The sequence below is a fragment of the Desulfoluna sp. CLI2B genome (genome assembly GCF_056847375.1).
Genome location: NZ_CP186557.1, coordinates 2352394 through 2366745, shown reverse-complemented (window position 1 = coordinate 2366745; position 14352 = coordinate 2352394). Strand labels below are relative to the sequence as shown.

The following is a 14352-nucleotide window of genomic DNA, read 5'->3' as shown; positions in this document are numbered from 1 at the left end:
CCCATGGTGCGGTTTCTTTGTCCGTAAACCGATGAAAGACGATACGGGGCACGATGAGTACACAACCTGTACTGACAGGCGATTTGAGTTTTTTTGACCTTGCGGATCTTCTGCAGCTTCTCAGTGCCGACGGCAAGAGCGGCGTGGTGAAGCTTTCCAGCCGGTATGTGGATACACCCGGCGTGATCTACGTCCTCGACGGCAACCCCATTAACGCTTTCTGCGACGGCAGGGAGGGGGAGGATGCCCTGTACGCCCTGTTTGGCTGGGGCGAGGGCGGCTTTGAGGTGTCGCAGGAGGAGTTTCCCCAAAACCGGGTCATCCAGAAATCCGCCATGGCCATTATTCTGGACGCCCTGAAGATGGTGGACGAGGGCGAGATCGAAAAGGTGGGGCCCGTTCAGTACACCGGGGACAAGATGCGGGATGAATCCGGTCGCATTCACCTGCCCGTGGCTCGCGGGCCCGCGTTCTCCGATTACATGTACCTTGCCGATGAAGAGGCTTTTCGGGCCGGAGACCGTATCATTGAACAGGGTCGCCACGGCAACTGGATCTGGGTGGTGCTGGAGGGCGTGGTCAAGATCGTGAAGAACACCTCCATGGGTTCTGTGGTGGTCTCCCGTGTGGGGAGCGGCGCCTTTGTGGGGAACCTCTCCTCCCTGACGCGTCCCGACCACCCCCGCTCGGCCACGGCAGTGGCTGAAGGGGATGTCCTTTTGGGGGTCATCGATACCCGGCAGCTCACCTCGGCCCTTGCCGGGCTCTCCGAAGAGTTTCTCTATGTGGTCAGGGGGATTGAACACCGCCTTGCCATGATTTCGGACCGGGCCGTTGCGTTGAAGTACGGCGGGAAGCCCATGTCCGGGCTGCCCCGTGAGATCAAGCCCGTGGTCCGCCAGGGTGACCACGTCACCAAGATGTTCTCCATCGAAGCAGGCCAGGCCTATCTTGTCCAGGAGAACGGGGGAGAAAAGGTGTTTCTGGGAGCCATGGGCCCGGGGGACTTCATCGGTCGTCTGCCCATGTTCAAGCATGCCCATGAACCGGACATGGCCTCGGTGTATGCCTCACCGGATTTGAAACTCAGCATTCTGGACACGGATGCGCTGATGGCTGAGTATGACAAAGCGCCGAACCTTATCAAGAATATCATCGAGTACACCTCGGTCTGTGTGTCTCTGATCACGGACCTGGCCTCTCGAAATATTTTGTAAGTTACGATGCCGCAGCGGACCTTTGAAAACCTGCCGATGGTTTAGGGTCCCTGGTGCATCCATGCGATATGGTGTTGACGCAGGGGAAGGGGTGCCGGCCTTTCCCTGCAGACGAAGAGTGTCCGGCATCAACCGTCAGGACTGCCCCCATGGAAAAAAGAAAACACACACGCTACAACTCGACCAACCTCCTTTCCTACGCCTGTGTCAATGCGGAGAACACCGTGGTCCAGCAGGGCATGGGAAAAACCCTTGACGTCAGCGAAGGGGGGATCCTTCTGGAGACCCATGTCCCCATTGATCCAAGCCACAAAGTTCACCTGGACATCGGGTTCAGGGATGATGTGGTGGCGATTGTCGGAGACGTGGCCTACACCCGCACGGGGAAGACCGGGCGGGCAGAATCCGGAATCCGTTTCGGGGAGCACAGCGACAAGGACCGTGAGATCCTCCTGAAGTTTATCGAGGGGTTCCAGAAGGGGTAAATGTCGGCGGGAAACCCTGTGGTACGACCCGTTTTACCTTAGTTTATGCCACGGCCCGGGTCGGGTTTTTCGGGATGCATCCGCCGATGCAGGGGGAGGGGGGCTGTCGCCTCGGCTTTCAGTGTCTCTTTGTCTGGATCTGCGCGCATCCTGAGGGGGAACACCGACCTGAAACCTTTGGATTTACCTGTTATTGAATAAGTGCTATACAGTGAAGCAACATAAATACCGGCCTGCACTGGGCATGATGTTTTTTTAAACCGAGTTTATCTTCTTTATGGAGTAATGGTATGTACACCAGCAATCTTGAAGGCGTTCAACTGGTTCAGAAGGGGAAAGTACGGGATATCTATGATCTTGGAGATTCCCTCTTGATGGTGGCAACGGACAGGCTCTCGGCCTTTGACGTGGTGCTGCCCGATCCCATCCCCGAAAAAGGGCGGGTTCTGACCCAGATTTCACTGTACTGGTATGAGCAGATGCGCTCTCTCATCGACAACCACCTGATCACAGCGGATGTGGACGCGTACCCTGAGATCCTGAAGCCTCACGCGGAAGCCCTCAGGGGCCGCAGCATGATCGTCAGGAAAGCCAAGCCCCTGATGGTGGAGTGCGTGGTCAGGGGATACATTTCCGGGTCCGGCTGGAAGTCCTACAAGAAAGACGGCACCGTGTGCGGTATTCCCCTGCCCGAAGGCCTGAAGGAATCGGATCGCCGCTCGTTGGTTTACCCCGTCCACCAAGGCGGATGTGGGGGACCACGACATCAACATCTCCTTTGAAGAGGCCGCCGAGATCATCGGAGCGGACATGGCGGAAAAGGTGCGGGACATCAGCCTTGCCATCTACAACAAAGGGGTTGAAGTCGCCGCTGAAAAGGGCATCATCATCGCCGATACCAAATTTGAGTTCGGGATTTGCGACGGGGAGTTGATCCTCATCGATGAGGTCCTGACTCCGGACTCTTCCCGATTCTGGCCCAAGGCCACTTACAAGCCCGGCGGTGCCCAGGAGAGCTTTGACAAGCAGTTTGTCCGGGATTACCTGGAGACCCTGACCTGGGACAAAACCCCTCCGGGCCCCTCCATCCCCGGGGAGGTGCTTGAGCGCACGTCCAAAAAATACCTGGAAGCCCTCGAACTCTTCACGGGAAAGGCTTAAGGGACATCGTACCCATGAGGGACATACGACCCATGACGCCTTTCCTTGCCCGTGCCGGGGGTTCCTCCCGCACCGGGTGCGGTATGTCCTTACAGATGCCGGAGTGCCTTGTTATTGAGGTGGATCGGTTCCTTCAGGGCCTCTGCCGGAAAACCTCCCGAACACACATATGCCGTAGAAAACAAACAGCGGATCAACCCTTGATCCGCTGTTTGTCATTTGTTTTAAATTGATTAATCAATTTAAATGAGCTATAGGGTTATAGGATCTGCCTGTTATTACTTAGGATCAATGTTTTCTGGTCTGTTCGAGTAACCGGTTGATATCGACAGAAGAAACCTCTGCCTGTAGACATTCCAGACGCACTGCCGCCAGGCATGAAACCCATCAACAGATACGGAGCGAAGGACCCGCCAATATGGATTTTCCCTTTGATTTCAGTAAAAAACAGCTTGAATCCATTGAAGATGTTCTGAATGAAGAGCTCATTGAACTCGGTGTTCAGAGCGTTGTGCTTATCGACCTGGCAGGCAACGTGATTGTCAACCTGGACAACGGTCGGTGCCAACACGACGTGTATTCGCTTGCGGCCCTTGCTGCCGCGAATTTCGGTGCGGTCAGTGCCATGGCCAACATCATCGGAGAGGAAGAGTTTTCTCTGTTGTTCCACAAGGGAGAAAGCGACAGCATTCATTTCAGTAAAATTGGAACCGATTTGCTTCTCCTGACCATTTTCGGAAAAGATGTGTCCCTGGGATTTCTTCGCTTGAAAGTCAACGAGGCAAACGACAGGATCCGGGACCTCCTGGTTTAGAGGCGTCGGACCGCCGGCATGTTAGAGAATCCGGGCAATCATGTATCAGAGAGGTTAATGGTTTGGCACTGATAAATCCAAAAAAACGTGAAGTCCAAGTTAAGATTGTCTATTATGGTCCGGGCAGGGGGGGCAAGACCACAAATCTGGAGTACATCAACGAAAAGTTCCGAAGCAGGATCAAGAGTGAAATGGTGACGGTGAAGACCTACAACGACCGCACCCTTTTTTTTGACTTCCTGCCCTTTGACATCGGGATGATCAAAGGGTACACCATTAAGGTACAATTCTACACCGTACCGGGGCAGGTAAAGTACAACGCCACCCGAAAGCTGGTGCTGCGCGGTGTGGACGGGATCGTGTTTGTTGCTGATTCCATGACGCTGAGGCAGGAGATGAACATCCGTTCCCTGGAAAACCTGGCGGAAAACCTTGTCTCCTTCAACAAGAACATTGAAACCATCCCACTGGTCATGCAGTACAATAAGCGGGATCTGGAATCCGAGGGAATCCCGGTCCTGCCCGTGGAGGTGATGGAAAAAGACCTCAACACAAGCCTCAAAGCACCCTACTACACAGCCAGTGCCGTGAACGGCGATAACGTGGCGGTGACCATGAAGCGGATCATCTCCATGACGGTGATGTCCATTCGCGAAAAGCTTGAGCTCGGAGGGAGTGTTTAACAATGACGATAAACGGTTCATCCATGAACGAAGAGCTGGACAGCCGCCTGGACGAGCTGTTCGACGACGGTCCGGCCCGGAAGCCGGAGACGTCCGGGGATCCCTTGGAAACCCTCAAGGCCGTGATCCTTGAGATGGAGTGGGAGATCGGGGACAAAAACCTCGATGCCTACCTGCAGGAGTTGAAACGCCTCGGGGGCAGCTGTTGCGACGACAAGGCCCTGACCATTTATATCAAACTCCTCGACACCATCGGTCGCTACCTGAAAGCCAAAAAAGCCGCCGCCCATCCCGAAACCGTCTCGTTTTTGAAATCCCTTTTCGACAGCTTTGAAGCGGCCGTGGGCTCCGACATGTCCGAAGAGCAGAAAAACCGCTCGGCGGCGTACCATGTGCGTGAGTTCAAGCGGTTCAAGGGGCTCATTGCCCAGCACGGGGCGGCAAAGCCATCTGCCTCGGGCAGGGCAGGGGTCGGGCTTTCCGATGAGGTGAAGGCCTTTATTCGTCAGGCGGTTCGAGAAGAGATCGCTCGGTTGGTGAAACGGAAATAGGAGCAAGTGCAGGTTGCCATGGTTTTAAAAGGAAACATCGCGTCGTCCGTATACCGGCGAGCCGTCAGAGAGGACCTGGGTGAGGTGTCGCTGGACAGCCGCATGCTCACCCTGCTGATGCAGCTCAACGGTGAAAAAAATACCGCTGAGCTTGCCGGAGAACTCGGGCTGACCCTGTCCGATATCCGGGATGTCCTGATTCGCCTGGACCATCTCGGCCTCATTGAGGAGGTGGTCTCTTCGGTGCCGACCCTGTCGGGTGATTTTTACCCTTTTCTTACGGATCAGCTCTCCAAGGCCATGGGGCCCATGGCGGAGATCCTCCTTGAGGATCTTCTTCAGGAGATGGCCCTTGATCGTGAAAGTATCCCCCTGACACGTGCGGCTGAGCTGGTGGACGCCCTGGCCCGGGAAATCCCCCGGGACGAAAAGAGAGCGGAGTTCCAGCAGGTCCTGTTGTCGAGGCTAAAGAATTTCTGACGGACCCACTGCAGGCCAGAGCACCTCAATTCCAACGGTGACAATCCCCAACGAGATTTCAACAGTCAGGAGTACAGGGACTGTCGCCAGATGTGAAGAGTGCGGGAAGATTTACCATCTGGACCCCGGAAAACTGATGAACCACATCAAGACTCCGGATGGCATCAAGATCAAATGCAAAGTGTGTGAACACATCATTACCATCCGTCCTCCCGGGGAAGAAGAGGTCGCTGTCGGAGAAGGCTCCGGGCCTATCCAGTCGGTGCCCGTCAGCGAAAATTCCCCTGAGTCGGACGCGGCTCCTGCATCTCCGGCCACTCCCCCCCTGAAGGTTGTCTCCAAGAATTCTGCCCCTGAAGAGAAAACGGCGGACGGTCCCCGCGTGGCCCGAAAGAAAAAGACCTCGTACAAGGGGTTCGGCCTGCGGACCAAGATGTTTTTTCTCTTTTTCGGGATTCCCATTTTGCTGTTCATCGGCAGCAGCGCCTTTACCCAGTACCAGATGCTCACCCTTGCCAATAACATCACCGGAGAGAGCACCGGCGTGGTGCGCCAGATGGCCGAGGAGATCATCGTCAATAAAGCCAAGAGCGTGGCCTCCCAGTGTTCTATCTTTCTTCGGAACAACCCGGACCTGAACAAAGACGACTTCTACTACGACTTTGACATGCGGGATATTGCGGTTCAGGATGTCGGCACCGAAGGGTTTACAGCCTTGATCGAGATCCCCGCCCCGGATCAGGATGAAGAGACGGGCTACCGTATCTGGTGCCATCGCAACGAGTCCTACCTGGGTAAGCCTCTCCTGGGCAAAATGAAGGAAGAGCTTGGCCTGGGCTATCAGAGCTTTGAAGAGGTGTTCAAGGCCATGAAGGGGGGGCGGGGCATCAAGGGGTACTACCGAACGGTCAGTGCGGACAACACGGAAAAAGAGAAGTTCATGGCCGTGGAGCCCATTGAGCAGACCCCCTACCTGATTTTGAGTACCACCTTCATCGAAGACTTTACCGGGCCTATTCAGCTCATTGAAAAGAGTGCCACCGGCCTCACCGAAGCCACACAGAAGATGACCATCGGGTTCATCGCTGTGGTGATCCTTTTCATCGGCCTGTCCATCATGATCTACGGCTACCGGCTTACCTCCAACATCCAGATGCTGACGGATGCGGCGGACCGGATCAGCGTCGGGGAGCTTGATGTGGTCATCGATATCAAATCCCGTGATGAGATCGGCAGTCTGGCCGAGGCGGTAACGCGCATGCAGGATAGTTTGCGATTTTCCATTGAACGGCTCCGCAAAAAGCGGTAGCGTTTCCATACGGGTGTTATCAGCGGGAGCAGAGACCAGGCGGAGAACGGCTGTTTTTCCACGTCACCTGAGATGCTCCCGTTTGTGTTGATGCGGGGCGGCGTCCCGTGATTGCAGCCGTCAGGGACGGCAAGACTGTTTGTCCAACCAGTGAGATTGATCTATGATAGTCATTCCCAGAGAGACCCCTGTGGTCAGCAACCTGCACACCGGTTACATACGCATCAGGCGGTTTGTCGATCACTTTCGAAATGCCTTGCCCTCGGGCTGTGTCATCATGCGGGCACCCGCATCGGAAGGTGTCGTTTTTTTTGACCAGGGGGCATTGATCAATGCCCATACCTGCATCGACGGCCGGGACAGGGATCGGCAGCCGGCCCTTGACGAGCTGTTGCGCATGGCCGATGAGGCCCGGCACACCCTCTCGGTCTTCGAGATCCCGGATGAGAGCATCGGATACTGGGCCAACCTCAACGAAGCGGCGCTGATCCACAAAAACCTGACCTCCTCCACCGTGGACCTGGAGGCGCTCATGAAGAAAATTACCCAGGACCGGTTCACCGGTTTGATCGAGGTGCTGAACCCTTCGGGGAAGGCGGACCAGGTGCATGTCATCATGGGAGAGATCGCCGGAGCGGTGCTGGGTAAGAGCGGCGGCATTCTCCGGGACCCGAACCAGGAGCTCGGGCGCATCATGGCCAACGCCAAAAACAGCCGGACCCGTATTGCCATCAAGCGGGTTCAGATGGAGATCCATCGGCTCAGCGACGACTGCCTGAAGGACAGGGCACCTGTCCCCGGTGAGGGCAAAGGAGGACAGGGGCAGAATGCCGTGGAGATGCTGGAGGTCCTCCTGGGGGTTTTCGAGCAGACCTATACCGGGGTCAAGGAGCAGGCCGACCCGTTTGATACGGTGCTGAAGCGGAAATTCCTCGAAAAAGTATCCCGGTATGAGTTCCTGGATCCGTTTACCGAGGAGTTCAGCTACCAGGGCGGTTCCATTACCTACACAGGGACCGACAAGGTCCAGCGGGTCGTGGCGGCGGTGACCGAGTGTCTTCGGGAGCTGGCCCTGGAGCGTGGGCTCGGCATGGAGCTTCAACAGAACCTGAAAACCTGGCGCCAACAGTATCAACGGGAGATCGATGCGTTTAAAGCGGTTGTCTGACGCCTTGCCCCATTGAAAGCCCGACGCCGGTATCTTTTTTATCCCTTCCCCCATGGGGGGCAGGGGAAACACAGGATGGTCACACCATGGTCAGACAGATTCTCGTCGTGGACGACAACCAGCCTTTTCTCAACCTCATCCACAAGCTGTTTTCCAAGCTGAAGGATCGGTATGCGGTCCTTACGTGCACCGACGGCGCTGAGGCTGTAGAGCTCTTGAAGCGGCGCCCCATTGCCCTTGTGGTGACGGATCTCCAGATGCCCAATGTCGATGGGTACGGGCTTCTGGAAAAAATCCGGCGGTTTTTTCCCGATGTCCCCGCCATTGTCGTCACCAGTTTCGATAAGCCCAAAACCCGTGAAGCGGTTATGCGCTACGGGGCACGGGCCTATTTTACGAAGCCGCTGGTGGTTGAGGATCTGGTTCGGACCATTGACCAGATCTTCAAGGAGCAGGCCGGGGGCGGCACCCTGAAAAATGCCTCCCTGGAGATGTTCCTGCAGCTTATCGAGATGGAAGCCAAGACCTGCACCATCCGGGTGGTCAACGAGATGACCGGCACCCAGGGCGTCCTTTTTTTTCGTGACGGGGACATCCTCAATGCACGCTACGGCCCCATGACAGGCAACAAGGCCGCCTATCGCGTCCTGGGATGGGAACGGGTAACCCTGCTCATCGAAAATTCCTGTGTTCTCACCCGGAAAGGGATCCAGGGTGAGCTCCAGGCGATTTTGTTGGACGCCATGCGGCTGAAGGATGAGATGGGAAGCGGCTCGCCGGGTCAGGTTGCTGACCAGGGGAGGGATGCATCCACCGGTGATCCTGTGGATGGTGACCGGGGCGGCTCCCCGGATGAACTGGAGCGCCTTAGGGAACTGGTCGTCAAGGCAAGCGGTAACTCCGATGCCGTGGAGTCGGCAGCCTGGGCTCCGGAGTTGACGGATAAGATGGCCGCTCTGCAGATGTTCGGAAACATTCTGGGGGCCGGGCCACTCAAGGCGGTGTTGAGCAATCGGGAAACCGATCAGCGTATGGTGGTGATGGGAGCCGGGGTCCCGGCCCGGCTGGTGGTGGGAGCAAAGGTCCAGAAAGAATCATTAATTGACGCTGTACTGGACGTGTGAATCAGATTATAATCTTTTATGTATTCAGGTGGATATGGCAAACCATTTTGATGATTTGTTCAGCATCGACGGGGTTCAGGGGGTTTTTTACATCAGCGACGCCGGAAAGCCCCTGGTTGCCGAACTTTCCGAGTCCCATGGTGGCAGCGAGCACGAGTGTCGCGAGGCCAGGGCTTTTCTTGCGGAGAAAATGCGGTGGCGCGATATGGCTCCCCTGGTGGACGGCGCCACGGAAGGGGAGATCCTGTTCGATGCCCTGCGAGTCTACTACCGTCGAACCGTCGACGGAATCCTTTATATCCTCATGGCCCCCGGGTGCGTGGCCGCCATGGTTCGCATGACGTGCGATCTTATTTCAACCGATATGGATAAAAGTCGCAAGACACGAGGTTTCGGTCGTTTCTTTAAAATGTAGTGCACCTGAAGGTGTGCGGCAAATTTGCGAGGATACGCTTTGGAAAAACAGCTGAAGTCTAAAATCGATACCGCCAAAGCCTACAAAAAACACGGTCTCTACGGTGAGTCCATTGCCGTTTATACGGCAATTCTGGATGCATACGACGGTGACCTCGACGAAGAGGTCAACGACTTCATCGGGATGGAGCTTGGCGAATTGAAGACAAAGGCGGCCGAGCTGGATGACGACGATGAGGTCATCGAACTCAGCAGCCAGGAGCTCAGCGCCATCAAGAACTCCTGGTCCGAAGACAGCGCCGATGAGATCCTGGAGAGCGCCCACGCCTTTAAAGAACTCGGCCTGCAGCGGGAAGCCCTGGGCGAGCTTTTGAAACTTCTCAACACCAAGTATCCGGTGGCCAAGCTGGTGCCCCAGCTTGCCGACGTCCTGATGCAGCTTCATGCCGTATCCAAAATTCGCAAAAAGGTCCTTGAACTCATAGAGACGAACAACGTGACCCAGGAAGCGGCGGCCGATATTCTCTTCCGGTTCGGGCTGGAGATGGAAAAGCTCGAAAAGAGCGACGAGGCCATGGGTTTCTACGAAGATGTCCGCGGGCTGGATGCGGGCTACACCGGGCTGGATGCCCAGGTCGAGGGGATCAAGGGAGCGCGGAGTTACGAATCCCGCTACGGCTACCTCCTGGAGACGGATCAGGTCAACACCGCTCAGTTGCAGAACGCCCTCAACCTTGCGAGAAAAACCGGGAAAAGCTGCGAATCCATTCTCATTGAAGACATGTATGTGGACAAAGAGGAGCTCGGCAAATCCCTCTCCTATTATTACGAGTGTCCCTTTGTGGAATTCGGCACCGATATTCCCATCCCCGTGGAGCTCCTGGGGAAGCTGAAGAAGAGCTTTCTCATCCAGAACAGCTGGGTGCCCCTGTCATGGGACATGACCGACGGGGTGGTGGAAGTTCTCATTGATGACCCGAAAAACCTTGAAAAGACGGACCACATCTACAGCCTTCTCAGTGCCAAGCACATCCGATACTCCGTGGGTGTACGGGAAGAGATCATCGAAGTGATCAAGTTCTTCTACGATTCCGACCGCCATACCGAAGAGGGGCCCGGAGAGGAAGACGGCGACTTCGACATGATGCTCGACGTGGAGTTCGAGGAAGAGGTGGACGAGATACCGGACGATCAGGAGGCGGATCCGTCCCTCTCCGAGTCGTCGAGCCAGATCGTGAAGATGGTGGACCAGGTGATCATCACCGCCTACCGGAAAGGGGCCTCGGACATCCATGTGGAGCCGTCCCCCCACTCCAAGAAGGTGCATATCCGCTACCGCATCGACGGCGTGTGCCAGGATGTGCTCAAGGTGCCCATCTCCAACGCCATGGGGATTCTTTCCCGCCTGAAGATCATGAGTCATCTGGACATTGCCGAACGGCGGCTTCCCCAGGACGGAAAGATCAAGTTCAAGAGGAAAGGGGTGAAGCCCTTTGAGCTGCGTTTGGCCACCCTGCCCACGGCAGGCGGGTTTGAGGATGCGGTGCTCCGTATCCTGGCAGACTCCGGGGCCATGAAAATCGACCAGATGGGGCTCAGCGACCGCAACCTGGAGATCCTGAAAAAGATCGTCGCCCAGCCTTACGGATTGATTCTCTGCGTGGGGCCCACTGGGTCGGGAAAGACCACCACCCTCCATGCGGCCATGGCACACATCAACAAGCCCGGAATCAAGATCTGGACCGCTGAGGATCCCGTGGAAATCACCCAGCCCGGCCTGCGGCAGGTGGAGTGCAAGGCAAAGATCGGCCTGGATTTTGCCCGGGTGATGCGGGCCTTTCTCCGGGCCGACCCGGACGTGATCATGATCGGCGAGATGCGGGATCACGAAACCGCCTCCATCGGCATCGAAGCCTCCCTCACCGGCCACCTGGTTCTCTCCACCCTTCATACCAACAGTGCCCCGGAGACGGTAACCCGGCTTCTGGACATGGGGCTCAACCCCCTGAACTTCTCCGATGCGTTCCAGGGGGTCCTTGCCCAGCGGCTGGTCCGAAGGCTGTGCACCAACTGCAGGGACGAGTACACCCCGGACCGGGACGAGTTTGACCGTATCGTGGAACTTTACGGTAAGGAGGCCTTTGAGCAAACCGGGATCCGGTATTCCTCGGACATGCGCCTTTTCAAGCCCGTGGGATGCTCGGTCTGCTCCGGCTCCGGTTACAAGGGCCGGGTTGCCATCCATGAATTGATGTACGGCTCTCCTGAGGTCAAGCAGATGATCAAGCGGGCCGCCCACACCGACGAGTTGTTCCGTGTGGCCGCAGAGCAGGGGATGACGACCTTGATTCAGGACGGCCTCGTCAAGGCGCTGGACGGCGTCACCGATGTTGCGGAGATCCGCAGGGTGTGCGTCAGTTAACGGCGCTGTACCGGGACCCAGAGAAGGTCAGTGAAGCTGGGGTAATGCGTGTCAGGGTGCCTCGGGACTTCGACCCTCCAAATAAAAGGCAAGGCAATGGCAGAAAAAATATTTCTCGGAACCAGCACCACGGCAACCTTTGTGTGCCCTGTCTGTGAGCGATCCCGGACCACGGATATCTCCAAGCTCCTGACCGCCAAGGCGCAACTCAGGATCAAGTGCACCTGCAAATGCGGTCATGTTTTTTCCGTGGTGATCGAGCGGCGAAAGTACTACCGCAAATCCCTCGAATTGTCCGGGGTGGCCTTCGGTTCCCATGACGGCCGCAAATTCATCATGACCGTCAAGGACCTGTCCCGTTCCGGGTGCCGGATCCGGGTCAACACGGCTTTTCCCTTTGCCATTGAAGATATTATTCACGTGGAGTTCAACCTCGACGATAAAGATCGCTCATTCATCAGCAAAACAGCGGTGGTCCGAAGCATCAACGGCCCGTTCCTGGGCCTTGAATTCACCGAAATAGAAAAATACGACAAAATCGGCCAGTATCTTATGTTTTCATGACTTCCGGCCGGTGAGGACGGGAAACCATGCTTGCTACGATTCTTGTGAAAGAAGATTTCCAGGCGTTTATCACCTGCCCATCGTGTCATCGGGTGAAGGAACAGGATGTCTCCACCTTCATGGGGGTCCAGAGTCATGTAAAGATCCGGTGTCGGTGCACCTGCGGCCACAGCTTTCATGTGCAGCTCGAACGGCGGCAGTTTGTCCGCAAGGATGTAGAACTGCCGGTGGTCTGCAAGGTCCAGGAGCGGGGATACAACCTGTCGGGAACGGTGACGGACATCTCCCAGTCGGGTCTGCGGGTTCGGCTGGTGACCTCGGTGCCCCTGGAGGTGGGGATGCGGGTGGAGCTGGCGTTTCACCTGGACGACAGGGAGCACTCCCTCATTGAAAAGTACGGCACCATTCGCAGCATCAGCGACCTGGAGGTGGGCATGGCCTTTGACTCCACCCAGCACTACGGCAAGCTGGGACTTTATATCGAGTTTCATTAAAATCCCGAAAGCCCTTAAACCAACAAAGCCCCTCGAAGACGGAAAATCGTTTCCGTCCGAGGGGCTTTTGTTGTTAAAGCCGGTAGCCTGTTCTTTTACACGGCCAGTCGGCACGCCTCATCACCGGCGGAGCCTCGGTTGGACTCCAGGTAGGCGCGGATGCTGTCGGCCACGGTCTGGAAGGTCCACCGGCGTTTGTCGTCGTCGGTTTCAAGGAGGGTGATGCGGAATCCCTTGCGGGAACAGCAGAATCCGGTGAGGGGAACCACGCAGATGCCGGTGGCGGCAAGCAGGTAGTAGACGAAGCGCTTGTCCACTTCCACGTTTTCGATCTTCTCTTCGATGTAGCTTCGGACGCGTTCGTCGCCGATGGCAAGGGTCTGGTCGCTGTTCAGAACCCCGTCATCAAAGAGGACGGACATGTAAAAGGCCCCTTTGGGCTTGATGACCGAGATACCTTCCACATCCTTGAGCATGTCGTAGGCTTCGTCGGCCCGGCGGTGGAACATGTCCCGGCGCATCTCAAGGTGTCCCCGGTAGTTGGGGTGGCCCATGACCAGTGGGATGGAGTGCTGGGGAAGGCTCGTGGAGCACACCTCCAGCATCTTGGCGTTGACGATACTCTGGATGTACTGACGGAACATGGGGTAGCTGTTCTGGTTGTACACCTCAAGCCATCCGCACCGACCGCCGGGCCAGGGGTACTCTTTGGAGATGCCGCGGAGCGCCATGCCCGGGACTTCGCCGATGACTTCGCTCAGGTGAACCGTGGAGGCGTCGTCGTAGACGATGTGGGAGTAGATCTCGTCGCAGATGATGAAGATACGGTGTCGCCGTGCAATGTCCACCATCTTTTCCAGGACCTCCCGGGGGTAGACCGCGCCCGTGGGGTTGTCCGGGTTGATGATGAGGATGCCTGCGATGGCGTCGTTGTATTTGACCTTGTTTTCCAGGTCCTCCAGGTCCGGCAGCCAGCCGTTCTCCGGGTCCAGCTCGTAGGTGAGGTGGTTGTAGCCCGAGTGGGCCGCCTCGGCAGAGGAGTGGGTGGAGTAGGCGGGGGAGGGGCCGATGACCCGGGCTTCACGCTTGAGGAACCCGAAAATCTTGGCCACGGCGTCGCCCAGTCCGTTGAAGAAGACAATGTCATCTTTGGTGATCTGTGTGCCTCCGCGGCTGTTGACGCATTCGGCAAGGAACTGCTGGGTCTTGGAAACGCCCCGAGTGGCCACATAGCCGTAGGTGTCGTCTTGTCCCACGAGATCGGTGATGATCTCCTTGATCCAGTCAGGGATGGACTCTCCCTTTGCCACAGGGTCTCCGATGTTTTCCCAGGTGATGTCGACGCCCAGTGCTGCCAGTTCGTTGGCCACGGCTACGATTTCTCGGATTTCGTAGGTGAGCTGCCCGGATCCGACATGTACAATATTTCGTCTCATTTTTTTAAAGTCTCTTCCTCTCTCAAAAAC

14 protein-coding genes and 1 pseudogene are annotated in these 14352 nt (G+C 56.6%); 14 read left to right on the top strand and 1 reads right to left on the bottom strand.

Going from position 1 to position 14352, the window contains the following annotated elements; genetic code table 11:
* The first annotated feature begins 53 nt into the window (after positions 1-53).
* From ACOYW2_RS11295 to ACOYW2_RS11230, 14 genes and pseudogenes are all read left to right on the top strand, one after another.
* Positions 54-1217 carry a cyclic nucleotide-binding domain-containing protein gene (locus ACOYW2_RS11295; RefSeq protein ID WP_482770462.1) on the top strand — a complete coding sequence of 388 codons (1164 nt, stop codon included), beginning with the start codon at positions 54-56 and terminating at the stop codon, positions 1215-1217.
* Between the two features lie 149 nt (positions 1218-1366).
* On the top strand, positions 1367-1702 hold the full coding sequence (locus ACOYW2_RS11290) for a PilZ domain-containing protein (protein WP_482416250.1): 336 nt from the start codon (positions 1367-1369) through the stop codon (positions 1700-1702).
* Between the two features lie 290 nt (positions 1703-1992).
* Positions 1993-2863: pseudogene (locus ACOYW2_RS11285) on the top strand (phosphoribosylaminoimidazolesuccinocarboxamide synthase).
* 418 nt (positions 2864-3281) lie between these two features.
* Positions 3282-3677 (top strand): roadblock/LC7 domain-containing protein, encoded by a 396-nt coding sequence (locus ACOYW2_RS11280; protein WP_180144915.1) that lies wholly within the window; start codon positions 3282-3284, stop codon positions 3675-3677.
* A gap of 62 nt (positions 3678-3739) precedes the next feature.
* Positions 3740-4360, top strand: coding sequence for a GTP-binding protein (locus tag ACOYW2_RS11275; RefSeq protein WP_180144918.1), 621 nt, complete (start codon positions 3740-3742; stop codon positions 4358-4360).
* A gap of 2 nt (positions 4361-4362) precedes the next feature.
* Complete coding sequence (locus tag ACOYW2_RS11270; protein WP_482770461.1) at positions 4363-4911, top strand: hypothetical protein; 549 nt, start codon at positions 4363-4365, stop codon at positions 4909-4911.
* Between the two features lie 18 nt (positions 4912-4929).
* On the top strand, positions 4930-5391 hold the full coding sequence (locus ACOYW2_RS11265) for a DUF8082 domain-containing protein (RefSeq protein ID WP_180144923.1): 462 nt from the start codon (positions 4930-4932) through the stop codon (positions 5389-5391).
* A gap of 136 nt (positions 5392-5527) precedes the next feature.
* Complete coding sequence (locus ACOYW2_RS11260) at positions 5528-6700, top strand: HAMP domain-containing protein (protein ID WP_482770460.1); 1173 nt, start codon at positions 5528-5530, stop codon at positions 6698-6700.
* Positions 6701-6863: 163 nt separating this feature from the next.
* Positions 6864-7868 carry a hypothetical protein gene (locus ACOYW2_RS11255; RefSeq protein ID WP_482770459.1) on the top strand — a complete coding sequence of 335 codons (1005 nt, stop codon included), beginning with the start codon at positions 6864-6866 and terminating at the stop codon, positions 7866-7868.
* Positions 7869-7954: 86 nt separating this feature from the next.
* The gene (locus ACOYW2_RS11250) at positions 7955-8992 is read left to right on the top strand and encodes a response regulator (protein WP_482416254.1); all 1038 of its coding nucleotides are present in this window, start codon (positions 7955-7957) and stop codon (positions 8990-8992) included.
* A 34-nt stretch (positions 8993-9026) separates the two neighbouring features.
* Entirely contained in the window at positions 9027-9407 is a 381-nt protein-coding gene (locus ACOYW2_RS11245; protein WP_180144937.1) for a hypothetical protein, read from the top strand.
* 39 nt (positions 9408-9446) lie between these two features.
* Complete coding sequence (locus tag ACOYW2_RS11240) at positions 9447-11828, top strand: GspE/PulE family protein (RefSeq protein ID WP_482770458.1); 2382 nt, start codon at positions 9447-9449, stop codon at positions 11826-11828.
* A 96-nt stretch (positions 11829-11924) separates the two neighbouring features.
* Positions 11925-12392, top strand: coding sequence for a PilZ domain-containing protein (locus ACOYW2_RS11235; protein WP_482416256.1), 468 nt, complete (start codon positions 11925-11927; stop codon positions 12390-12392).
* Between the two features lie 26 nt (positions 12393-12418).
* A complete protein-coding gene (locus ACOYW2_RS11230) occupies positions 12419-12886 on the top strand; it encodes a PilZ domain-containing protein (RefSeq protein WP_482422997.1) in 468 nt (155 codons plus the stop codon).
* Positions 12887-12981: 95 nt separating this feature from the next.
* On the opposite strand, the gene ACOYW2_RS11225 is transcribed toward ACOYW2_RS11230, so the two are convergent.
* A complete protein-coding gene (locus ACOYW2_RS11225) occupies positions 12982-14322 on the bottom strand; it encodes a pyridoxal phosphate-dependent aminotransferase (protein WP_482770457.1) in 1341 nt (446 codons plus the stop codon).
* Between the last annotated feature and the right edge of the window lie 30 nt (positions 14323-14352).